Annotated in this window: 24 protein-coding genes and 4 pseudogenes; 14 read left to right on the top strand and 14 right to left on the bottom strand. The window is 46.0% G+C overall.

The annotated features are described in order from the left end of the window. Window positions 1-19: 19 nt before the first annotated feature. Complete coding sequence (gene ydeA / locus K0778_RS02680; protein ID WP_000210799.1) at window positions 20-1,210, top strand: L-arabinose MFS transporter; 1,191 nt, start codon at window positions 20-22, stop codon at window positions 1,208-1,210. A gap of 24 nt (window positions 1,211-1,234) precedes the next feature. On the opposite strand, the gene marC is transcribed toward ydeA, so the two are convergent. Further along, complete coding sequence (marC, locus tag K0778_RS02675; RefSeq protein WP_063084870.1) at window positions 1,235-1,900, bottom strand: NAAT family transporter MarC; 666 nt, start codon at window positions 1,898-1,900, stop codon at window positions 1,235-1,237. A gap of 211 nt (window positions 1,901-2,111) precedes the next feature. Here marC and marR point away from each other — a divergent pair, with 211 nt between their 5' ends. From marR to marB, 3 genes are read left to right on the top strand one after another with little or no spacing between them, the layout of a single operon-like run. Further along, entirely contained in the window at window positions 2,112-2,546 is a 435-nt protein-coding gene (gene marR, locus K0778_RS02670) for a multiple antibiotic resistance transcriptional regulator MarR (RefSeq protein WP_000843419.1), read from the top strand. Window positions 2,547-2,565: 19 nt separating this feature from the next. Further along, a complete protein-coding gene (gene marA, locus K0778_RS02665) occupies window positions 2,566-2,949 on the top strand; it encodes an MDR efflux pump AcrAB transcriptional activator MarA (RefSeq protein WP_000091199.1) in 384 nt (127 codons plus the stop codon). Window positions 2,950-2,980: 31 nt separating this feature from the next. After that, on the top strand, window positions 2,981-3,199 hold the full coding sequence (marB, locus tag K0778_RS02660; RefSeq protein ID WP_063084871.1) for a multiple antibiotic resistance protein MarB: 219 nt from the start codon (window positions 2,981-2,983) through the stop codon (window positions 3,197-3,199). Window positions 3,200-3,229: 30 nt separating this feature from the next. On the opposite strand, the gene eamA is transcribed toward marB, so the two are convergent. Then, window positions 3,230-4,129: an O-acetylserine/cysteine exporter gene (gene eamA / locus K0778_RS02655; RefSeq protein ID WP_000087214.1), complete on the bottom strand. Its 900-nt coding sequence runs from the start codon at window positions 4,127-4,129 to the stop codon at window positions 3,230-3,232. A gap of 194 nt (window positions 4,130-4,323) precedes the next feature. Between eamA and ydeE the strand changes: the two genes are divergently transcribed. The 3 genes from ydeE to mgtT all read left to right on the top strand — a co-directional run bounded on the left by ydeE (window position 4,324) and on the right by mgtT (window position 5,837). Beyond that, window positions 4,324-5,511, top strand: a complete 1,188-nt coding sequence (gene ydeE / locus K0778_RS02650) for an efflux MFS transporter YdeE (protein WP_001054207.1) — start codon at window positions 4,324-4,326, stop codon at window positions 5,509-5,511. A gap of 126 nt (window positions 5,512-5,637) precedes the next feature. Further along, entirely contained in the window at window positions 5,638-5,733 is a 96-nt protein-coding gene (gene mgtS, locus K0778_RS02645; protein WP_000901367.1) for a protein MgtS, read from the top strand. Next, entirely contained in the window at window positions 5,733-5,837 is a 105-nt protein-coding gene (gene mgtT, locus K0778_RS02640; RefSeq protein ID WP_211180496.1) for a protein MgtT, read from the top strand. Before mgtS ends, mgtT begins: the two co-directional genes overlap by 1 nt. Before the next feature lie 114 nt (window positions 5,838-5,951). On the opposite strand, the gene dgcZ is transcribed toward mgtT, so the two are convergent. Next, complete coding sequence (dgcZ, locus tag K0778_RS02635) at window positions 5,952-6,842, bottom strand: diguanylate cyclase DgcZ (protein WP_000592802.1); 891 nt, start codon at window positions 6,840-6,842, stop codon at window positions 5,952-5,954. A 254-nt stretch (window positions 6,843-7,096) separates the two neighbouring features. Beyond that, window positions 7,097-7,489: a YdeI family stress tolerance OB fold protein gene (gene ydeI, locus K0778_RS02630; RefSeq protein WP_000671737.1), complete on the bottom strand. Its 393-nt coding sequence runs from the start codon at window positions 7,487-7,489 to the stop codon at window positions 7,097-7,099. A 278-nt stretch (window positions 7,490-7,767) separates the two neighbouring features. Between ydeI and K0778_RS02625 the strand changes: the two genes are divergently transcribed. Beyond that, window positions 7,768-8,286: a 2-oxo-tetronate isomerase gene (locus K0778_RS02625; RefSeq protein WP_001400358.1), complete on the top strand. Its 519-nt coding sequence runs from the start codon at window positions 7,768-7,770 to the stop codon at window positions 8,284-8,286. Between the two features lie 44 nt (window positions 8,287-8,330). Here the strand turns inward: K0778_RS02625 and dcp are convergent, their stop codons facing one another. Continuing rightward, the gene (gene dcp / locus K0778_RS02620; protein ID WP_001619465.1) at window positions 8,331-10,376 is read right to left on the bottom strand and encodes a peptidyl-dipeptidase Dcp; all 2,046 of its coding nucleotides are present in this window, start codon (window positions 10,374-10,376) and stop codon (window positions 8,331-8,333) included. A 136-nt stretch (window positions 10,377-10,512) separates the two neighbouring features. On the opposite strand from dcp, the gene ydfG reads away from it, so the two are divergent. The 3 genes from ydfG (at window position 10,513) to ydfZ (ending at window position 12,414) form a co-directional block, all read left to right on the top strand. Continuing rightward, on the top strand, window positions 10,513-11,259 hold the full coding sequence (ydfG, locus tag K0778_RS02615; protein WP_000636571.1) for a bifunctional NADP-dependent 3-hydroxy acid dehydrogenase/3-hydroxypropionate dehydrogenase YdfG: 747 nt from the start codon (window positions 10,513-10,515) through the stop codon (window positions 11,257-11,259). 88 nt (window positions 11,260-11,347) lie between these two features. Continuing rightward, the gene (gene rspR, locus K0778_RS02610) at window positions 11,348-12,034 is read left to right on the top strand and encodes a DNA-binding transcriptional regulator rspR (protein ID WP_000215549.1); all 687 of its coding nucleotides are present in this window, start codon (window positions 11,348-11,350) and stop codon (window positions 12,032-12,034) included. Between the two features lie 176 nt (window positions 12,035-12,210). Continuing rightward, a complete protein-coding gene (gene ydfZ / locus K0778_RS02605) occupies window positions 12,211-12,414 on the top strand; it encodes a putative selenium delivery protein YdfZ (protein ID WP_000214712.1) in 204 nt (67 codons plus the stop codon). A gap of 34 nt (window positions 12,415-12,448) precedes the next feature. On the opposite strand, the gene K0778_RS02600 is transcribed toward ydfZ, so the two are convergent. Both K0778_RS02600 and ydfJ read right to left on the bottom strand, forming a co-directional pair. Next, a complete protein-coding gene (locus K0778_RS02600; protein ID WP_000527809.1) occupies window positions 12,449-13,909 on the bottom strand; it encodes a mannitol dehydrogenase family protein in 1,461 nt (486 codons plus the stop codon). A gap of 88 nt (window positions 13,910-13,997) precedes the next feature. Next, window positions 13,998-15,281 (bottom strand): annotated as a pseudogene (gene ydfJ / locus K0778_RS02595) (MHS family MFS transporter YdfJ); the annotation flags it as partial. 603 nt (window positions 15,282-15,884) lie between these two features. Here ydfJ and K0778_RS02590 point away from each other — a divergent pair. From K0778_RS02590 to K0778_RS02580, 3 genes are all read left to right on the top strand, one after another. Continuing rightward, the gene (locus K0778_RS02590; RefSeq protein WP_120795384.1) at window positions 15,885-15,998 is read left to right on the top strand and encodes a YnaM/YnfT family protein; all 114 of its coding nucleotides are present in this window, start codon (window positions 15,885-15,887) and stop codon (window positions 15,996-15,998) included. Between the two features lie 68 nt (window positions 15,999-16,066). Next, complete coding sequence (ydfK, locus tag K0778_RS02585; protein WP_000836768.1) at window positions 16,067-16,300, top strand: cold shock protein YdfK; 234 nt, start codon at window positions 16,067-16,069, stop codon at window positions 16,298-16,300. 316 nt (window positions 16,301-16,616) lie between these two features. Continuing rightward, window positions 16,617-17,207, top strand: a complete 591-nt coding sequence (locus K0778_RS02580; RefSeq protein ID WP_000086527.1) for a recombinase family protein — start codon at window positions 16,617-16,619, stop codon at window positions 17,205-17,207. 97 nt (window positions 17,208-17,304) lie between these two features. Here the strand turns inward: K0778_RS02580 and K0778_RS02575 are convergent, their stop codons facing one another. The 7 genes and pseudogenes from K0778_RS02575 to cspI all read right to left on the bottom strand — a co-directional run bounded on the left by K0778_RS02575 (window position 17,305) and on the right by cspI (window position 19,826). Next, on the bottom strand, window positions 17,305-17,880 hold the full coding sequence (locus K0778_RS02575; protein ID WP_053270556.1) for a tail fiber assembly protein: 576 nt from the start codon (window positions 17,878-17,880) through the stop codon (window positions 17,305-17,307). After that, window positions 17,880-18,386 (bottom strand): annotated as a pseudogene (locus K0778_RS02570) (tail fiber protein); the annotation flags it as partial. The pseudogene K0778_RS02570 and the gene K0778_RS02575, both read right to left, overlap by 1 nt. Window positions 18,387-18,766: 380 nt before the next feature. Beyond that, window positions 18,767-18,939: pseudogene (locus K0778_RS02565) on the bottom strand (GnsA/GnsB family addiction module toxin). A gap of 172 nt (window positions 18,940-19,111) precedes the next feature. Continuing rightward, the gene (gene ynfN, locus K0778_RS02560; RefSeq protein ID WP_000720960.1) at window positions 19,112-19,342 is read right to left on the bottom strand and encodes a protein YnfN; all 231 of its coding nucleotides are present in this window, start codon (window positions 19,340-19,342) and stop codon (window positions 19,112-19,114) included. A 31-nt stretch (window positions 19,343-19,373) separates the two neighbouring features. Beyond that, a pseudogene (locus tag K0778_RS27620) lies at window positions 19,374-19,412 on the bottom strand (hypothetical protein). Between the two features lie 2 nt (window positions 19,413-19,414). Further along, window positions 19,415-19,603, bottom strand: a complete 189-nt coding sequence (locus tag K0778_RS02555) for a cold-shock protein (RefSeq protein ID WP_071526745.1) — start codon at window positions 19,601-19,603, stop codon at window positions 19,415-19,417. A gap of 10 nt (window positions 19,604-19,613) precedes the next feature. Continuing rightward, window positions 19,614-19,826, bottom strand: coding sequence for a cold shock protein CspI (cspI, locus tag K0778_RS02550; protein ID WP_000066495.1), 213 nt, complete (start codon window positions 19,824-19,826; stop codon window positions 19,614-19,616). Window positions 19,827-20,171 lie beyond the last annotated feature (345 nt).

Raw genomic sequence — 20,171 nt, 5'->3', positions numbered from 1 at the left:
ACTCACCCGATAATCTGTTATGACAACAAACACTGTTTCCCGCAAAGTGGCGTGGCTACGGGTCGTTACGCTGGCAGTCGCCGCCTTCATCTTCAACACCACCGAATTTGTCCCTGTTGGCCTGCTCTCTGACATTGCGCAAAGTTTTCACATGCAAACCGCTCAGGTCGGCATCATGTTGACCATTTACGCATGGGTAGTAGCGCTAATGTCATTGCCTTTTATGTTAATGACCAGTCAGGTTGAACGGCGCAAATTACTGATCTGCCTGTTTGTGGTGTTTATTGCCAGCCACGTACTGTCGTTTTTGTCGTGGAGCTTTACCGTTCTGGTGATCAGTCGCATTGGTGTGGCTTTTGCACATGCGATTTTCTGGTCGATTACGGCGTCTCTGGCGATCCGTATGGCTCCGGCCGGGAAGCGAGCACAGGCATTGAGTTTAATTGCCACCGGTACAGCACTGGCGATGGTCTTAGGTTTACCTCTCGGGCGCATTGTGGGCCAGTATTTCGGTTGGCGAATGACCTTCTTCGCGATTGGTATTGGGGCGCTTATCACCCTTTTGTGCCTGATTAAGTTACTTCCCTTACTGCCCAGTGAGCATTCCGGTTCACTGAAAAGCCTCCCGCTATTGTTCCGCCGCCCGGCATTGATGAGCATTTATTTGTTAACTGTGGTGGTTGTCACCGCCCATTACACGGCATACAGCTATATCGAGCCTTTTGTGCAAAACATTGCGGGATTCAGCGCCAACTTTGCCACGGCATTACTGTTATTACTCGGTGGTGCGGGCATTATTGGCAGCGTGATTTTCGGTAAACTGGGTAATCAGTATGCGTCTGCGTTGGTGAGTACGGCAATTGCGCTGTTGCTGGTGTGTCTGGCACTGCTGCTACCTGCGGCGAACAGTGAAATACACCTCGGGGTGCTGAGTATTTTCTGGGGGATCGCGATGATGATCATCGGGCTTGGTATGCAGGTTAAAGTGCTGGCGCTGGCACCAGATGCTACCGACGTCGCGATGGCGCTATTCTCCGGCATATTTAATATTGGAATCGGGGCGGGTGCGTTGGTAGGTAATCAGGTGAGTTTGCACTGGTCAATGTCGATGATTGGTTATGTGGGCGCGGTGCCTGCTTTTGCCGCGTTAATATGGTCAATCATTATATTTCGCCGCTGGCCAGTGACACTCGAAGAACAGACGCAATAGTTGAAAGGCCCATTCGGGCCTTTTTTAATGGTACGTTTTAATGATTTCCAGGATGCCGTTAATAATAAACTGCACACCCATACATACCAGCAGGAATCCCATCAGACGGGAGATCTCTTCAATGCCACCCTTGCCCACCAGCCGCATAATTGCGCCGGAGCTGCGTAGGCTTCCCCACAAAATAACCGCCACCAGGAAAAAGATAAGCGGCGGCGCAACCATCAGTACCCAATCAGCGAAGGTTGAACTCTGACGCACTGTGGACGCCGAGCTAATAATCATCGCTATGGTTCCCGGACCGGCAGTACTTGGCATTGCCAGCGGCACAAAGGCAATATTGGCACTGGGTTCATCTTCCAGCTCTTCCGACTTGCTTTTCGCCTCCGGTGAATCAATCGCTTTCTGTTGCGGAAAGAGCATCCGAAAACCGATAAACGCGACGATTAAGCCGCCTGCAATTCGCAGACCGGGAATCGAAATGCCAAATGTATCCATCACCAGTTGCCCGGCGTAATACGCCACCATCATGATGGCAAATACGTACACCGAGGCCATCAACGACTGACGATTACGTTCGGCACTGTTCATGTTGCCTGCCAGGCCAAGAAATAACGCGACAGTTGTTAATGGGTTAGCTAACGGCAGCAACACCACCAGCCCCAGGCCAATTGCTTTAAACAAATCTAACATTGGTGGTTGTTATCCTGTGTATCTGGGTTATCAGCGAAAAGTATAAGGGGTAAACAAGGATAAAGTGTCACTCTTTAGCTAGCCTTGCATCGCATTGAACAAAACTTGAACCGATTTAGCAAAACGTGGCATCGGTCAATTCATTCATTTGACTTATACTTGCCTGGGCAATATTATCCCCTGCAACTAATTACTTGCCAGGGCAACTAATGTGAAAAGTACCAGCGATCTGTTCAATGAAATTATTCCATTGGGTCGCTTAATCCATATGGTTAATCAGAAGAAAGATCGCCTGCTTAACGAGTATCTGTCTCCGCTGGATATTACCGCGGCACAGTTTAAGGTGCTCTGCTCTATCCGCTGCGCGGCGTGTATTACTCCGGTTGAACTGAAAAAAGTGTTGTCGGTCGACCTGGGAGCACTGACCCGTATGCTGGATCGCCTGGTCTGTAAAGGCTGGGTTGAACGGTTGCCGAACCCGAATGATAAGCGCGGCGTACTGGTAAAACTTACCACCAGCGGCGCGGCAATATGCGAACAATGCCATCAATTAGTTGGCCAGGACCTGCATCAAGAATTAACAAAAAACCTGACGGCGGACGAAGTGGCAACACTTGAGCATTTGCTTAAGAAAGTCCTGCCGTAAACAAAAAAGAGGTATGACGATGTCCAGACGCAATACTGACGCTATTACCATTCATAGCATTTTGGACTGGATCGAGGACAACCTGGAATCGCCACTGTCACTGGAGAAAGTGTCAGAGCGTTCGGGTTACTCCAAATGGCACCTGCAACGGATGTTTAAAAAAGAAACCGGTCATTCATTAGGCCAATACATCCGCAGCCGTAAGATGACGGAAATCGCGCAAAAGCTGAAGGAAAGTAACGAGCCGATACTCTATCTGGCAGAACGATATGGCTTCGAGTCGCAACAAACTCTGACCCGAACCTTCAAAAATTACTTTGATGTTCCGCCGCATAAATACCGGATGACCAATATGCAGGGCGAATCGCGCTTTTTACATCCATTAAATCATTACAATAGCTAGTTGATAACGTGACAACGTCACTGAGGCAATCATGAAACCACTTTCATCCGCAATAGCAGCTGCGCTTATTCTCTTTTCCGCGCAGGGCGTTGCGGAACAAACCACGCAGCCAGTTGTTATTTCTTGTGCCAATGTAGTGGTTGTTCCCCCATCACAGGAACAACCACCGTTTGATTTAAATCACATGGGTACTGGCAGTGATAAGTCGGATGCGCTCGGCGTGCCCTATTATAATCAACACGCTATGTAGTTTGTTCTGGCCCCGACATCTCGGGGCTTATTAACTTCCCACCTTTACCGCTTTACGCCACCGCAAGCCAAATACATTGATATACAGCCCGGTCATAATGAGCACCGCACCTAAAAATTGCAGACCCGTTAAGCGTTCATCCAACAATAGTGCCGCACTTGCCAGTCCGACTACGGGCACCAGTAACGATAACGGTGCAACCCGCCAGGTTTCATAGCGTCCCAGTAACGTCCCCCAGATCCCATAACCAACAATTGTCGCCACAAACGCCAGATACATCAGCGACAAGATGGTGGTCATATCAATAGTAACCAGACTGTGAATCATGGATGCGGAACCATCGAGAATCAGCGAGGCAACAAAGAAGGGAATGATTGGGATTAAAGCGCTCCAGATTACCAGCGACATCACCGCCGGACGCGTTGAGTGCGACATGATCTTTTTATTGAAGATGTTGCCACACGCCCAACTAAATGCTGCAGCCAGGGTCAACATAAAGCCGAGCATCGCCACATGCTGACCGTTCAGACTATCTTCGATTAACACCAGTACGCCAAAAATCGCTAAGGCGATCCCCGCCAATTGTTTGCCATGCAGTCGCTCCCCGAAAGTAAACGCGCCAAGCACGATAGTAAAAAACGCCTGTGCCTGTAACACCAGCGAAGCCAGTCCAGCAGGCATACCAAAGTTAATGGCGCAGAACAGAAAGGCAAACTGCGCAAAACTGATGGTTAATCCATACCCCAAGAGCAAATTCAGTGGTACTTTCGGTCGTGCAACAAAAAAGATGGCCGGAAAAGCGACCAGCATAAAGCGCAAACCGGCCAGCATCAGCGGTGGCATGTTATGAAGCCCCACTTTGATGACCACAAAATTTAGCCCCCATACGACCACTACCAGTAGCGCCAACACACCATCTTTTCGCGACATTCTACCGCCTCTGAATTTCATCTTTTGTAAGCAATTAACTTAGCTGAATTTACTTTTCTTTAACAGTTGATTCGTTAGTCGCCGGTTACGACGGCATTAATGCGCAAATAAGTCGCTATACTTCGGATTTTTGCCATGCTATTTCTTTACATCTCTAAAACAAAACATAACGAAACGCACTGCCGGACAGACAAATGAACTTATCCCTACGACGCTCTACCAGCGCCCTTCTTGCCTCGTCGTTGTTATTAACCATCGGACGCGGCGCTACGCTGCCATTTATGACCATTTACTTGAGTCGCCAGTACAGCCTGAGTGTCGATCTAATCGGTTATGCGATGACAATTGCGCTCACTATTGGCGTCGTTTTTAGCCTCGGTTTTGGTATCCTGGCGGATAAGTTCGACAAGAAACGCTATATGTTACTGGCAATTACCGTCTTCGCCAGCGGTTTTATTGCCATTCCTTTAGTGAATAACGTGACGCTGGTTGTGCTCTTTTTTGCCCTCATTAACTGCGCCTATTCTGTTTTTGCTACCGTGCTGAAAGCCTGGTTTGCCGACAATCTTTCGTCCACCAGCAAAACGAAAATCTTCTCAATCAACTACACCATGCTAAACATTGGCTGGACCATCGGTCCGCCGCTCGGCACGCTGTTGGTGATGCAGAGCATCAATCTGCCCTTCTGGCTGGCAGCTATCTGTTCCGCGTTTCCCATGCTTTTCATTCAAATTTGGGTAAAGCGCAGCGAGAAAATCATCGCCACGGAAACAGGCAGTGTCTGGTCGCCGAAAGTTTTATTACAAGATAAAGCACTGTTGTGGTTTACCTGCTCTGGTTTTCTGGCTTCTTTTGTAAGCGGCGCATTTGCTTCATGCATTTCACAATATGTGATGGTGATTGCTGATGGGGATTTTGCCGAAAAGGTGGTCGCGGTTGTTCTTCCGGTGAATGCTGCCATGGTGGTTACGTTGCAATATTCCGTGGGCCGCCGACTTAACCCGGCTAACATCCGCGCGCTGATGACAGCAGGCACCCTCTGTTTCGTCATCGGTCTGGTCGGTTTTATTTTTTCCGGCAACAGCCTGCTATTGTGGGGTATGTCAGCTGCGGTATTTACTGTCGGTGAAATCATTTATGCGCCGGGCGAGTATATGTTGATTGACCATATTGCGCCGCCAGGAATGAAAGCCAGCTATTTTTCCGCCCAGTCTTTAGGCTGGCTTGGTGCCGCGATTAACCCATTAGTGAGTGGCGTAGTGCTAACCAGCCTGCCGCCTTCCTCGCTGTTTGTCATCTTAGCGTTGGTGATCATTGCTGCGTGGGTGCTGATGTTAAAAGGGATTCGAGCAAGACCGTGGGGGCAGCCCGCGCTTTGTTGATTTAAGTCGAACACAACAAAGATTTAATTCAGCCTTCGTTTAGGTTATCTCTGCTAATATCTTTCTCATTGAGATGAAAATTAAGGTAAGCGAGGAAACACACCACACCATAAACGGAGGCAAATAATGCTGGGTAATATGAATGTTTTTATGGCCGTACTGGGAATAATTTTATTTTCTGGTTTTCTGGCCGCGTATTTCAGCCACAAATGGGATGACTAATGAACGGAGATAATCCCTCACCTAACCGGCCCCTTGTTACAGTTGTGTACAAGGGGCCTGATTTTTATGACGGCGAAAAAAAACCGCCAGTAAACCGGCGGTGAATGCTTGCATGGATAGATTTGTGTTTTGCTTTTACGCTAACAGGCATTTTCCTGCACTGATAACGGATCGTTGACACAGTAGCATCAGTTTTCTCAATGAATGTTAAACGGAGCTTAAACTCGGTTAATCACATTTTGTTCGTCAATAAACATGCAGCGATTTCTTCCGGTTTGCTTACCCTCATACATTGCCCGGTCTGCTCTTCCAATGACCACATCCAGAGGCTCTTCAGGAAATGCGCGACTGACACCTGCTGTCACGGTAATGTTGATATGCCCTTCAGAATGTGTGATGGCATGGTTATCGACTAACTGGCAAATTCTGACACCTGCACGACATGCGTCTTCATCATTAGCCGCTTTAACAATAATGATAAATTCTTCGCCCCCGTAGCGATAAACCGTTTCGTAATCACGCGTCCAACTGGCTAAGTAAGTTGCCAGGGTGCGTAATACTACATCGCCGGTTAAATGCCCGTAGGTATCATTAACCAATTTAAATCGGTCAATATCCAACAACATTAAATAAAGATTCAGAGGCTCAGCGTTGCGTAACTGATGATCAAAGGATTCATCAAGAACCCGACGCCCCGGCAATCCCGTCAAAACATCCATATTGCTACGGATCGTCAGCAAATAAATTTTGTAATCGGTTAATGCCGCAGTAAAAGAAAGTAACCGTTCCTGAAAAGCGGCGAAATGCGCGTCCTGCCAGTGATTTTCAACAATAGCCAGCATTAATTCCCGACCACAGTTATGCATATGTTGATGGGCAGAATCCATTAGCCGAACGTAAGGTAATTCATCGTTATCGAGTGGCCCCAGATGATCAATCCACCGACCAAACTGGCACAGTCCATAAGAATGGTTATCCGTTATTTCTGGCTTACTGGCATCTCTCGCGACCACGCTGTGAAACATACTCACCAGCCACTGGTAGTGGGCATCGATAGCCTTATTGAGATTTAACAAGATGGCATCAATTTCCGTTGTCTTCTTGATCATTGCCACTCCTTTTTCACAGTTCCTTGTGCGCGCTATTCTAACGAGAGAAAAGCAAAATTACGTCAATATTTTCATAGAAATCCGAAGTTATGAGTCATCTCTGAGATAACATTGTGATTTAAAACAAAATCAGCGGATAAAAAAGTGTTTAATTCTGTAAATTACCTCTGCATTATCGTAAATAAAAGGATGACAAATAGCATAACCCAATACCCTAATGGCCCAGTAGTTCAGGCCATCAGGCTAATTTATTTTTATTTCTGCAAATGAGTGACCCGAACGACGGCCGGCGCGCTTTTCTTATCCAGACTGCCGCTAATGTTGATCATCTGGTCCGGCTGAACTTCTCGTCCATCAAAGACGGCCGCAGGAATAACGACATTAATTTCACCGCTCTTATCGCGAAAAACGTAACGGTCCTCTCCTTTGTGAGAAATCAAATTACCGCGTAGTGAAACCGAAGCGCCATCGTGCATGGTTTTTGCGAAATCAACGGTCATTTTTTTTGCATCATCGGTTCCGCGATAGCCATCTTCTATTGCATGAGGCGGCGGTGGCGCTGCATCCTGTTTTAAACCGCCCTGGTCATCTGCCAACGCATAAGGCATGACAAGAAAACTTGCTAATACAATGGCCTGAAATTTCATACTAACTCCTTAATTGCGTTTGGTTTGACTTATTAAGTCTGGTTGCTATTTTTATAATTGACAAATAAGAATACTACCAATTGTTATAAGGCATTTAAAATCAGGCAACTAGCTGTCAAATATTCAGAGAATTTAACTCACTAAAGTTAAGAAGAAGATCAAATAGTCTTAAACATATTTTCAGAATAATCGGATTTATATGTTTGAAAATTATTATATTGGACGAGCATACAGAAAAAGCAAATCACCTTTACATATAATAGCGTGGACAAAAAACAGTGAATATTAATAAAGATAAAATTGTACAACTCGCAGATACCGACACTATTGAAAACCTGACATCCGCGTTGAGTCAAAGACTTATCGCGGATCAATTACGCTTAACTACCGCCGAATCATGCACCGGCGGTAAGTTGGCTAGCGCCCTGTGTGCAGCTGAAGATACACCCAAATTTTACGGTGCAGGCTTTGTTACTTTCACCGATCAGGCAAAGATGAAAATCCTCAGCGTAAGCCAGCAATCTCTTGAACGATATTCTGCGGTGAGTGAGAAAGTGGCAGCAGAAATGGCAACCGGAGCCATAGAGCGTGCGGATGCTGATGTAAGTATTGCCATTACCGGCTACGGCGGACCGGAGGGCGGTGAAGATGGTACGCCAGCGGGTACCGTCTGGTTCGCGTGGCATATTAAAGGCCAGAACTACACTGCGGTTATGCATTTTGCTGGCGACTGCGAAACGGTATTAGCTTTAGCGGTGAGGTTTGCCCTCGTCCAGCTGCTGCAATTACTGCTATAACCAGGCTGGCCTGGCGATATCTCCAGGCCAGCCATTGGTGGTGTTTATATGTTCAAGCCACGATGTTGCAGCATCGGCATAATCTGAGGAGCCTTACCGCGCCATTGTCGATACAGGCGTTCCAGATCTTCGCTGTTACCTCTGGAAAGGATCGCCTCGCGAAAACGCTGCCCATTTTCACGCGTTAATCCGCCCTGCTCAACAAACCACTGATAACCATCATCGGCCAACATTTGCGTCCACAGATAAGCGTAATAACCTGCAGCATATCCGCCACCAAAAATATGGGCGAAATAACTGCTGCGATAGCGTGGCGGTATAGCAGGAAGATCCATATTTTCCGCCACCAGCGCCCGCAATTCAAAATCATCGACATCCTGCATTGCTTCGTTTTCTTCCAGGCAATGCCAGCGCATATCGAGAAGTGCGGCGCTAAGCAGTTCGCTCATCTCATACCCTTTGTTGAACAGGCTGGCATTACGCATTTTCTGTTGCAGTTCGTCAGGCATTGCTGCCCCGCTCTGATAATGCCGGGCGTAGCGAGCGAATACCTGCGGATGCGTTGCCCAGTGTTCGTTGATTTGCGACGGAAATTCGACAAAATCACGCGGCGTGTTGGTGCCGGAAAGCGTGGCATAACGCTGGCGGGCAAAAAGGCCGTGCAGCGTATGACCAAATTCATGGAATAAGGTTATGACATCATCCCAGAGTAACAACGCAGGCTCACCGGCAGCGGGTTTCTGATAATTGCAGACGTTATAAATTACCGGATGTGTTTTATTAAGCGTTGATTGCTCAACAAAATTGCCCATCCATGCACCGCCGCTTTTTGAATCACGGGCGAAGAAATCACCGTAAAATAACGCCAGCCCCACGCCATTATGATCAAAAATTTCCCACACACGAACGTCAGGATGGTAGACAGGAATATCAAAACGTTCGACAAACTTAATACCGAAGAGCTGATTCGCGGTCCAGAATACACCTTCATTTAACACCGTGTTTAATTCAAAATATGGCTTGAGCTGCGCCTCATCAAGATCAAATTTCTCCCGCCGTACCTGTTCCGCATAAAATGCCCAGTCCCACGGCTGCGCGCTAAACCCGCCCTGCTGCTTATCGATAACCGCCTGTATGGAGGCTAATTCATCGCTCGCACGTTGACGCGCCGCTGGAACAATTTCCCGCATAAAGTTAAGTGCTGCTTCAGGTGTTTTTGCCATCTGATCGGCGATTTTCCATGCGGCATAATGAGGAAAACCAAGTAGTGTTGCCTGTTGTGCACGGATCTCCACCAGACGTTGAATGATAGCGCGGGTATCATTGGCATCATTTTTTTCCGCTCGCGTCCAGCCCGCAATAAACAGTTTTTCACGCGTCGCACGATCGCGCATTTCGGCAAGCGCCGGTTGTTGGGTGGTATTCAGCAGCGGAATCAGCCATTTGTTATCCAGACCTTTCTCGCGAGCCGCCTCTGCCGCCAGCGCAATCTCTTGCTCACTCATTCCTGCCAGCTGCGCGATATCGTTCACAACCAGACCGCCGGATTTATTTGCTGCCAGTAATCGCTGGTTAAACTGGCTGGTCAGGGTCGCAGCTTCTGTATTCAGTACTTTTAATTTTGCTTTATCAGCTTGCGCAAGTTTGGCTCCGGCAAGGACAAAACGTTGATGAATCACCTCCACCAGGCGGATGGATTCACTATCAAGCCCCAGGGATTCACGGCGCTGCCAGACAGCATCTACCCGCGCGAATAATTCACCGTTCAGATAGATATCATTAGCCAGTTCCGCCAGTTCAGCGGAAAACTGCTCGTCAAGACGCTGTAATTCATCATTGGTATGCGCCGCAGTCATCGCAAAAAAGACGCTGGTAACGCGGGTAAGTAATTCTCCGCTTTGTTCCAGTGCCAGAATAGTATTGTTGAAATCAGGCATTTGCGGGTTAAGCGCGATGGCAGCAATTTCTGCCCGCTTTTGCTGCATTCCCTCATCGAATGCCGGGCGATAGTGATGATTGGCAATTTGATCAAAATGGGGAGCCAGATACGGCAGTGTGCTTTGCACAAGGAAAGGATTCATTGTTGTCATTTTCTTCTCCTGAACGCGAGGTGTTCCATAGCGTAGGCTTACTGATAACGGAGTGCAATCTTGCAATCCAGTATTACCCGCTCTTAAGCATCCCGTGCTATGTTATTGACACACAAAAGCGTTGAGGAACAGTGAGATGATCGTTTTAGTAACTGGAGCAACGGCAGGTTTTGGTGAATGCATTACTCGTCGTTTTATTCAACAAGGGCATAAAGTTATCGCCACTGGCCGTCGCCAGGAACGGTTGCAGGAGTTAAAAGACGAACTGGGAGATAATCTGTATATCGCCCAACTGGACGTTCGCAACCGCGCCGCTATTGAAGAGATGCTGGCATCGCTTCCTGCCGAGTGGTGCAATATTGATATCCTGGTAAATAATGCCGGCCTGGCGTTGGGCATGGAGCCTGCGCATAAAGCCAGCGTTGAAGACTGGGAAACGATGATTGATACCAACAACAAAGGCCTGGTATATATGACGCGCGCCGTCTTACCGGGTATGGTTGAACGTAATCATGGTCATATTATTAACATTGGCTCAACGGCAGGTAGCTGGCCGTATGCCGGTGGTAACGTTTACGGTGCGACGAAAGCGTTTGTTCGTCAGTTTAGCCTGAATCTGCGTACGGATCTGCATGGTACGGCGGTGCGCGTCACCGACATCGAACCGGGTCTGGTGGGTGGTACCGAGTTTTCCAATGTCCGCTTTAAAGGCGATGACGGTAAAGCAGAAAAAACCTATCAAAATACCGTTGCATTGACGCCAGAAGATGTCAGCGAAGCCGTCTGGTGGGTGTCAACGCTGCCTGCTCACGTCAATATCAATACCCTGGAAATGATGCCGGTTACCCAAAGCTATGCCGGACTGAATGTCCACCGTCAGTAATTTTTATACCCGGCGTAACTGCCGGGTTATTGCTTGTCACAAAAAAGTGGTAGACTCATGCAGTTAACTCACTCACAAGCAAGAACGAATGACCGTCGAAACGCAACTTAATCCCACACAGCCTGTCAATCAGCAGATTTATCGTATTCTTCGTCGCGACATTGTCCATTGCCTGATTGCTCCAGGCACACCGTTGTCGGAAAAAGAAGTTTCTGTTCGTTTCAATGTGTCACGCCAGCCGGTTCGTGAAGCCTTTATTAAACTGGCGGAAAACGGCCTGATTCAAATTCGTCCGCAACGTGGCAGCTACGTCAACAAAATTTCCATGGCCCAGGTGCGCAACGGCAGTTTTATCCGTCAGGCCATTGAGTGCGCGGTGGCGCGTCGGGCGGCGAGCATGATTACCGAAAGCCAGTGCTATCAACTGGAACAAAATCTTCACCAGCAACGCATTGCCATTGAGCGCAAGCAACTGGATGATTTTTTTGAACTTGATGACAACTTCCATCAACTCCTGACGCAGATTGCCGACTGTCAACTGGCGTGGGATACCATTGAGAACCTGAAAGCGACCGTTGATCGCGTGCGCTATATGAGTTTCGACCACGTTTCTCCACCAGAAATGCTGTTACGCCAGCATCTTGATATTTTCTCTGCCCTGCAAAAACGTGATGGCGATGCGGTAGAACGTGCAATGACGCAACATTTGCAGGAAATCAGCGAATCCGTGCGCCAGATCCGCCAGGAAAACAGCGACTGGTTTAGCGAAGAGTAATTCATTTCCTCTCATCCCATCCGGGGTGAGAGTCTTTTCCCCCGCCTTATGGCTCATGCATGCATCAAAAAAGATGTGAGCTTGATCAAAAACAAAAAATATTTCACTCGACAGGAGTATTTATATTGCGCCCGTTACGTGGGCTTCGACTGTAAATCAGAAAGGAGAAAACACCTATGACGACCTACGATCGTAACCGTAACGCAATCACCACTGGCAGCCGTGTTATGGTTAGCGGCACCGGTCACACTGGCAAGATCCTGTCGATTGATACTGAAGGTCTGACCGCTGAGCAAATCCGCCGCGGAAAAACCGTAGTTGTTGAAGGTTGTGAAGAGAAACTGGCACCACTGGACCTGATTCGTCTCGGCATGAACTAAGCGTGTGAATGCCGCCGATGGCGGCATTGCTTTTTTACTTCACGGAATATTTTGCCACGGTCGCTTTCGCGCCATGCGCTAATAAAGACAAGTACGTTTCCGTCACTCTTGCAGTAAACAAACTATTGTCTGGCAAATCATCACCAAAGATCGCCTTAATCGCCAGCAATGACTGGACGCGCGCTTTCCCTTCGGCACTACTTTGTACAGCCTTCTGAATAACAGGTAACAGTGGGTCACTGATTTCTATCGGATTTCCCTGTTCATCAACACCACCGACATAACGCATCCAACCCGCGACGCCCAGCGCCAGCAGATCGAACTTGCTGTCATGCGCCAGATGCCAGCGAACAGAATCCAACATCCGCTGTGGCAATTTCTGGCTACCATCCATCGCAATCTGCCAGGTTCGATGACGTAACGCCGGGTTGCTATAGCGTGCAATTAATCGGTTAGCGTAATCTTGCAAATCAACGCCCTGCACTTTCAACGTCGGCGCTTGTTCCTGCAACATCAAGCCATACGCCGCATAACGATAATGTTCATCTTCCATACAGTCATTAATGTGCTGATATCCTGCAAGATACCCCAGATACGCCAGGAATGAATGACTGCCGTTGAGCATGCGCAACTTCATCTCTTCATAAGGCAGCACATCGCTAACCAGTTCGGCTCCCGCTTTTTCCCATTCCGGACGTCCGGCAACAAAGTTATCTTCTATTACCCACTGGCGGAAAGGTTCACAGGCAACGCCCGCAGGATCGCGCACACCGGTAAGTTGTTCGATTTTCGCCAGCGTATCCTCTGTCACTGCGGGCACAATACGGTCCACCATTGTTGATGGGAAAGTCACGTTATCTTCGATCCATTGTGCCAGTTTTACATCAACGGCTTGTGCGTAGGAAGTGACAACGTCACGCATAACATGACCGTTTTCTGGCATGTTGTCACATGACATGACGGTAAATGCGGGAAGTCCTGCCGCTTTACGGCGAGCCAGCGCCTCAACAATCACCCCTGTTGCTGTTTTCGGCTGGTGGGGATTTTGCACGTCGGCAGCTACCATCGGGTGATCGAGCATTAACTGTCCGGTCGCCGGAGAGTGGAAATACCCTTTTTCGGTGATTGTCAGAGAGACAATCGCGATTTGCGGTTCACACATCGCTGCCAACACGGTTTCTAAGCCATCTATCTGTACGTGCAAGGCTTTTTTAACGACGCCAACGACGCGAGCCGTCCACACATCGGCCGACATTTCCGCAACGGTATAAAGATTATCTTGCTGTTGTAAATCGGCAATTTGCTGTTCGCCGCCGATTAAGTTGACCTCATAATATCCCCAGTCACTGAAATGTTCCGTAGCAAGAATATCGGCATACACACCCTGATGCGCACGGTGAAATGCACCAAAGCCTAAATGAACAATTCTTGGAGCCAGGTTATTACGATCATAAACAGGGAGTGTCGCTTTTGCTGATAACAAATTATTTCCCATAACAATTCCTTAAATATAAATATGGCAAGCTATATGTTTTGTTATATGAATAAAAATCCCCTCTCCGGTAAGAGAAGGGATTAAGGGTTTACAGACTTCTGGAAGGTTGCGCAGCTCTTACAACACGCGGTTGATCTTCCGCAGCGTCTTCCAGCGCACTTAAATCACGGTCTTTCACCTCTGGCATTTTCAGCGCAGAGATTAAACCAATCACTGAATATGCCATGATCATAATGGCGATCGGATACCAGGATTCCGTCATGGTGCAGAAAATACCCGCCAGGATAGGACCAAAACCGGAAGCGATAAGACCACCAATTTCTTTAGAAATAGCCATCCGGGTAAAGCGGTTTTTACAGCCGAACATTTCTGCCATGGTAATGTTTTCCAGAGCAAATAATCCCAGCACCGCACAGTTATGAATCACAATCAGTGCAACCATAATGGTGCTCGGGGCATAGCTTTTATCTACAATGATAGAAAGCATTGGCCATGCCAGCACAATCGCGGAGGTATTCATAATAATATACGGGATCCGGCGACCAATTTTATCGGATAACCAACCAAGGAACGGAATGGTCATAAAGCCGAGAATCGAACTGATCATCAATGCATCTGTTGGAATTGCTTTGTTAAACAATAACGTCTGCACTAAATAGCCTGCAAGGAAAGTCTGAATTAACCCGGAGTTACCCGCCTGACCAAAACGCAGCCCTGTTGCCAGCCAGAAGGATTTGCTCTGGAACATGCTACCAGCAGGTGCAGGTTTTGCTGTCGGTTGGTTACTGTCGTTAACCTTCTCAAAGACCGGGCTTTCTTTCAGATTCATACGCAACCAGATAGCAAAGACCATCACGACAACGCTCGCCAGGAACGGTATACGCCATCCCCACGCCAGCAGTTCCTCTTTACTGAGAATGAAGAACATAAAGGCCCAGATTGCCGTTGCGCTCAAGGTTCCGCAGTTAGTTCCCATAGCCACAAATGAGGAGATAATTCCGCGCTTACCTTTTGGCGCATATTCCGCCAGCATCGTACCGGCACCGGAAATTTCCGCACCTGCACCCAACCCCTGAATAATACGCAACGTCACCAGCAAGATGGGTGCAAAAACACCAATCTGTGCATAGGTCGGTAACACACCAATTAAGGTGGTACAGATCCCCATCATGGTGATGGTAATAAAGAGCACTTTTTTACGCCCTATTCTGTCGCCCATTTTGCCGAAAATAAATGCTCCGACAATACGCGCCACATAACCTGCACCGTAGGTTCCCATTGCCAGAATTAACGCCATTGCCGTTGATGATTCAGGAAAAAATATTTCATGAAACACTAACGCTGCGCCGAGCGAATATAACTGGAAATCCATAATTCACAGGTGTTTTTTCCCATCCTGTGGTTTCCTTGGCGTTTTCTAGGTTTTTTCAGATAGTTGCATTTTTTAAAAAGCATCCTAAGTTCGATCTCAGTGTCTATCTGGGGCCTATTTCTGTCCCATATATGCCCCAAAAAAACTCCCCAACAGATAAGTAGTTTTTTCATGGATTTATGCGTAAAATCAAGAACGGCTGGAAATCATTCAATACTCACACTATCGAAAAATTTACCAGCCAACCGCAGCACGTTCTTGCATAAGGCGTGTCTGCGGTTTTTCAACTATTCAGATACATCACTCCCATCACATTCATTCCTCCGCATCAAAGGCATATAGGCTATATCACCTTGATATTTTTCTTTTTCAGATAAAAACTGTTATCTATGTATACTTTTAAACCCAATCCGTGTAGAGTCTCTGCATAAGATAGTTTGCAGTTGCCGCTTCAGCTTGCGCCATAAACCGCCTGATTTTTGCTGCCACCTGTTAGCATTCCTGTATACCTGAAACGACAATGTTTATCTACGAACTTTAAGAATACCCAAGATAAAAATTGTCAACTATATCATATATAACACATTACTAATTCGAGGCTATATGAACAGCATACTGATAATCACATCTCTCCTTATCATATTCAGCATTTTTAGTCATGCCCTAATAAAATTAGGGATTGGCATATCCAATAACCCAGACAAAACCGATGTATAAGTCAACATATCCTGAATCAGACATACAATATCGCAATGAAAATCAATAATATTTTAAGGAATATCTTCATGAAATCAAAAGACACCCTAAAGTGGTTCCCTGCGCAGCTTCCTGAAGTAAGAATTATCCTAGGGGATGCTGTAGTGGAAGTAGCAAAACAGGGAAGACCTATCAATACCAGAACATTGCTTGATTACATTGAAGGAAACATAAAGAAAAAATCATGGCTGGATAACAAAGAATTATTACAAACAGCGATATCAGTTCTTAAAGACAACCAAAATTTAAATGGTAAAATGTAATATAATAAACTTACTTTTTTATCATTTTTCCACTTTAACAACATTTTGCTCCACTTTTCCACGACCAAACAACTTGAAATCTGGTTAAAATAACACGCAACACTATTCTTCTTCCTTGAGTTCGCCCGGAACTCGAAAAACAAACCGAGTTAAAGCCATTTTTCACAAAATCGATTTTGGGTCTCACCAAAATTACGGGGTTGCATACGCATTCGTTTATTTTCGAACGTGTACATACAAATATGCACAAAAATAATCATAATTATTTTCTGAGATGCATTATGATATGAACACCAATTTCGTATAGAGTCTCACTATGTCTCGAATTTTTGCTTACTGTCGGATATCAACGCTGGATCAGACCACCGAAAATCAACGCCGGGAAATCGAAAGTGCAGGTTTTAAAATCAAACCTCAGCAAATAATCGAAGAACACATTAGCGGCTCAGCAGCAACCAGTGAGCGTCCTGGTTTTAACCGGTTGCTTGCTCGCCTGAAATGTGGTGATCAATTGATTGTGACAAAACTGGATCGCCTTGGTTGTAATGCAATGGATATCAGGAAAACAGTGGAACAACTGACCGAAACAGGTATCAGAGTGCATTGCTTAGCATTGGGTGGCATTGACCTGACCAGTCCAACAGGAAAAATGATGATGCAAGTAATTTCAGCAGTCGCTGAATTTGAACGAGACCTTTTACTTGAACGCACTCATTCCGGGATAGTAAGAGCCCGCGGCGCAGGGAAACGTTTTGGTCGACCACCTGTGTTAAATGAAGAACAGAAACAGGTGGTATTCGAACGAATTAAGTCAGGTGTAAGTATAAGTGCCATTGCCCGGGAATTCAAAACCTCGCGGCAAACCATTTTAAGAGCCAAAGCAAAACTTCAGACACCTGACATATAAAAAATAATCTCGGTGTGAGATGCTTTACGTCTTCCAAGCCCCCTTCCTTGCCGTAAATGGAAAGATACATCTAATTATAGAATTTATATGTTTTACCCTACGGCAGTGCTGGCCATTCAATATCCTGTGCAGTTGACGTATCAACACGGTTCAGCAATACCCGATACTTTTTCCATGCTTCCAGCAACGAGATTTCTTCCTCCGTTGCAATTTCCAGATCTGCAGCATCCTGAAGCGGCGCAATATGCTCACTGGCTACCTGCATCAGGTTGTTTTTTGTTTCTTCCGCCTCCCGGATCCGGAACAGTTTTTCTGCTTCTGCATCTTTCACCCAAGCTGTGCCGTTCCACTTCTGAAACTCCCCTTCCGGCGATAACCAGGTAACATTTTCCGGTAACGGACCGAGTTCAGAAATAAATAACGCGTCCCCTGACGCTACGTCATAAACCGTTTTACCCCGATGGTCTTCAACGAGATGCCACGATGCCTCATCACTGTTGAAAACAGCCACGAAGCCTGCCGGAATATCTGGCGGTGCAATATAGGTACTGTTTGCTGGCAGACCTGTATGAGGCGGAATATATGCGTCACCTTCACCAATAAATTCATTAGTTCCGGACAGCAGATTATAAATTTTTATGGTCCGTGGTTGTTCACTCATTCTGAATGCCATTATGCAAGCCTCACAATGTAGTTAAATGCGATGTTTTTGACGGTGTTTTCCGCGTTACCAGCAGCGTTAACGGTGATGGTGTGTCCATGTGAGCCAATCGCAACAGAGTGCGTATGAGCACCAATACCGACAGTATGCGCGTGTGCACCTGCGCTTGCAGCAGTACCCGATACAGAGTGCGTATGAGCGCCTGCAGAAGAAGTGTTAACACTGTATTTAGAATAATCAGGTGCTCCACTTCCCGGAGCACCACTGGAACCACCTGAAACAAATGTCATCGAATGGGTATGTGCACCGGCTGAAGCAGCCGTACCGCTAACACTATGGGTATGCGCCCCGGTGTTATTCGTGGATTTAGTGCCGTAATCAAACGACGATGTGGTTTTCGTACCCAAATCCGTACTGGATGCGCTGGCGCTGTGGGTGTGCGATTTAATGCCGTCCTGTTCCTGAGACAATACGGCACGACCACTGGCGGGCTTGCCCTTAATCGTCCAGCCACGCATAACCCATCGAAATGGTGCTATTAAGCATAGTTTTTACACGAACCTGCTCCTGGGAGGGGGCATCAGTGTATTGATCTTTATGCATTTTGTCGCTCCATTCGTTTGCTCTTCACTTGCGGCTAAAAATATAACGTCAAATCACTCAGCATGAAAGAGTGAAAGTTTCAGCGCGTTTCCCTTACATAATCTGTCGTTTGTATTCTCTTCAGGCATACCGGAAAGACTAGGTATTGTCACACAACCAATACCATCGACAATCGAGATTTATATCTATTCGGTAATGTTTAAATATAACAAAACCCCGTAAAAACGAGGTTTATGAGTAATTTGTATTGTTGAATAGCATCTGATGAGAAATTGATGCTAATACTATAAACATGCTAGATTAAATCAATCTTGATATCATAGCTTTCAAGACCAGTCATTTTTTCCCGTGCAGTAAACTGGATACTGGTAACTTCTTTCCCGGTCTTTTTCTTAAGCTCAATGATTTTTTTGTTATATATTCAGAAATATCTGCTTCTGTTTTTGTTTTTAACTCTTCAATGTTCATCATTTCCTCTTTTAGTCTGTTATGACTGTCCTGGTACACAGTAGTGTCAATTATATGGAGCAAACGTATAAAAGATAAGATGAAACATCGCAATAATCAACATACGACGGTCTAAATTTCACACAAACAGATAAAGATGATTATCATTTATTATCAATGCATTAGAATCAAATCAATTCAAGAGTCTCATTGCTGCTTCCAGAATTTCTTCTGAAGTTACATGTCGATCCGCTGCTACATAAATGACTTTATGATCTCCGGTCAGAGATGGAAACCCTGCAGCCATTACAGTGAGGTGTGTTGTTTCGCCATTTGGATATTCACGCATGATGGTGTTAACTCCGGTCATCACTGGCACTACCATTGCTGGTTCAGAGTTAAAAAAAACTATTATTTTTTTCATAATGTTACCGTAATATGTGAGTATCCATCGACTAGACACTAAGCAAAAAAGCTCCCGAAGGAGCCTTCATTTTCACTTTCTTAAATCTAACGACAGATGGCTAACATTTAAGTATTGTGAAATATTATCAAATGTAATCATCATTGATTTACAAAAGATACATTTTGCCCCGAAAGGATTTCTGTCAGAAACATCAAAAGATGATGTTCTATACTGAGAACCATGGCAACACGGGCATCTAAAGTGAATATGGTTTGTAATATTTTCTACCTCAAAGTGCCACTACATGAACAGCTGCAGGGCCTTTAGGTCCGTTCTCAATACCAAATTCGACTTCCTGATTCTCAGTTAACGTTTTGAAATCGTTGCTCTGAATAGCTGAGAAATGCACAAACACATCTTTGCTACCATCTTTCGGCGTGATGAAACCAAAACCTTTTTCAGGGTTAAACCATTTCACTAAACCAGTCATTTTGTTAGACATCATTATTACCTTTTGAAGAAGTTAGCCCTTGGGCAGAATGGTCCGAAAAAAAATATCAGAGAGAAAAACCAACAAGGAAATCTCAAGAGGTACAAATAATAAAATTATAACAATGACTGCTTCAGATAATTTTGTAACAAACCAGAACACCATTAACGCATGATTAACCAACCATAGCAAGGATTACTTTTGTAAAGAAAAACACACGAATGAAACAATAGCTTTATTTATTAATAAAACGTGTCATTCTGTCTAATGACCTTTTATCTTACCCTTAAGATTTCAAGGATTTTGACTCATGGAAGAGTCCTTTTTATTTAAATTTCACATTCAGCGCTAAAAATA

This window comes from Escherichia sp. XD33 (assembly GCF_019375075.1).
Taxonomy (GTDB): domain Bacteria; phylum Pseudomonadota; class Gammaproteobacteria; order Enterobacterales; family Enterobacteriaceae; genus Enterobacter; species Enterobacter flexneri_A.
The sequence above is the reverse complement of the archived record's forward strand: the minus strand, read 5'-3'. Positions and strand labels throughout refer to the sequence as shown.

Excerpts from the sequence above, each read along its gene's own strand:
- ydeA (WP_000210799.1), top strand. The coding sequence starts at position 20 with ATGACAACAAACACTGTTTCCCGCAAAGTGGCGTGGCTACGGGTCGTT.
- marC (WP_063084870.1), bottom strand. The coding sequence starts at position 1,900 with ATGTTAGATTTGTTTAAAGCAATTGGCCTGGGGCTGGTGGTGTTGCTG.
- marA (WP_000091199.1), top strand. The coding sequence starts at position 2,566 with ATGTCCAGACGCAATACTGACGCTATTACCATTCATAGCATTTTGGAC.
- marB (WP_063084871.1), top strand. The coding sequence starts at position 2,981 with ATGAAACCACTTTCATCCGCAATAGCAGCTGCGCTTATTCTCTTTTCC.
- eamA (WP_000087214.1), bottom strand. The coding sequence starts at position 4,129 with ATGTCGCGAAAAGATGGTGTGTTGGCGCTACTGGTAGTGGTCGTATGG.
- ydeE (WP_001054207.1), top strand. The coding sequence starts at position 4,324 with ATGAACTTATCCCTACGACGCTCTACCAGCGCCCTTCTTGCCTCGTCG.
- mgtS (WP_000901367.1), top strand. The coding sequence starts at position 5,638 with ATGCTGGGTAATATGAATGTTTTTATGGCCGTACTGGGAATAATTTTA.
- mgtT (WP_211180496.1), top strand. The coding sequence starts at position 5,733 with ATGAACGGAGATAATCCCTCACCTAACCGGCCCCTTGTTACAGTTGTG.
- dgcZ (WP_000592802.1), bottom strand. The coding sequence starts at position 6,842 with ATGATCAAGAAGACAACGGAAATTGATGCCATCTTGTTAAATCTCAAT.
- ydeI (WP_000671737.1), bottom strand. The coding sequence starts at position 7,489 with ATGAAATTTCAGGCCATTGTATTAGCAAGTTTTCTTGTCATGCCTTAT.
- dcp (WP_001619465.1), bottom strand. The coding sequence starts at position 10,376 with ATGACAACAATGAATCCTTTCCTTGTGCAAAGCACACTGCCGTATCTG.
- ydfG (WP_000636571.1), top strand. The coding sequence starts at position 10,513 with ATGATCGTTTTAGTAACTGGAGCAACGGCAGGTTTTGGTGAATGCATT.
- rspR (WP_000215549.1), top strand. The coding sequence starts at position 11,348 with ATGACCGTCGAAACGCAACTTAATCCCACACAGCCTGTCAATCAGCAG.
- ydfZ (WP_000214712.1), top strand. The coding sequence starts at position 12,211 with ATGACGACCTACGATCGTAACCGTAACGCAATCACCACTGGCAGCCGT.
- K0778_RS02600 (WP_000527809.1), bottom strand. The coding sequence starts at position 13,909 with ATGGGAAATAATTTGTTATCAGCAAAAGCGACACTCCCTGTTTATGAT.
- K0778_RS02590 (WP_120795384.1), top strand. The coding sequence starts at position 15,885 with ATGAACAGCATACTGATAATCACATCTCTCCTTATCATATTCAGCATT.
- ydfK (WP_000836768.1), top strand. The coding sequence starts at position 16,067 with ATGAAATCAAAAGACACCCTAAAGTGGTTCCCTGCGCAGCTTCCTGAA.
- K0778_RS02580 (WP_000086527.1), top strand. The coding sequence starts at position 16,617 with ATGTCTCGAATTTTTGCTTACTGTCGGATATCAACGCTGGATCAGACC.
- K0778_RS02575 (WP_053270556.1), bottom strand. The coding sequence starts at position 17,880 with ATGGCATTCAGAATGAGTGAACAACCACGGACCATAAAAATTTATAAT.
- ynfN (WP_000720960.1), bottom strand. The coding sequence starts at position 19,342 with ATGAAAAAAATAATAGTTTTTTTTAACTCTGAACCAGCAATGGTAGTG.
- cspI (WP_000066495.1), bottom strand. The coding sequence starts at position 19,826 with ATGTCTAACAAAATGACTGGTTTAGTGAAATGGTTTAACCCTGAAAAA.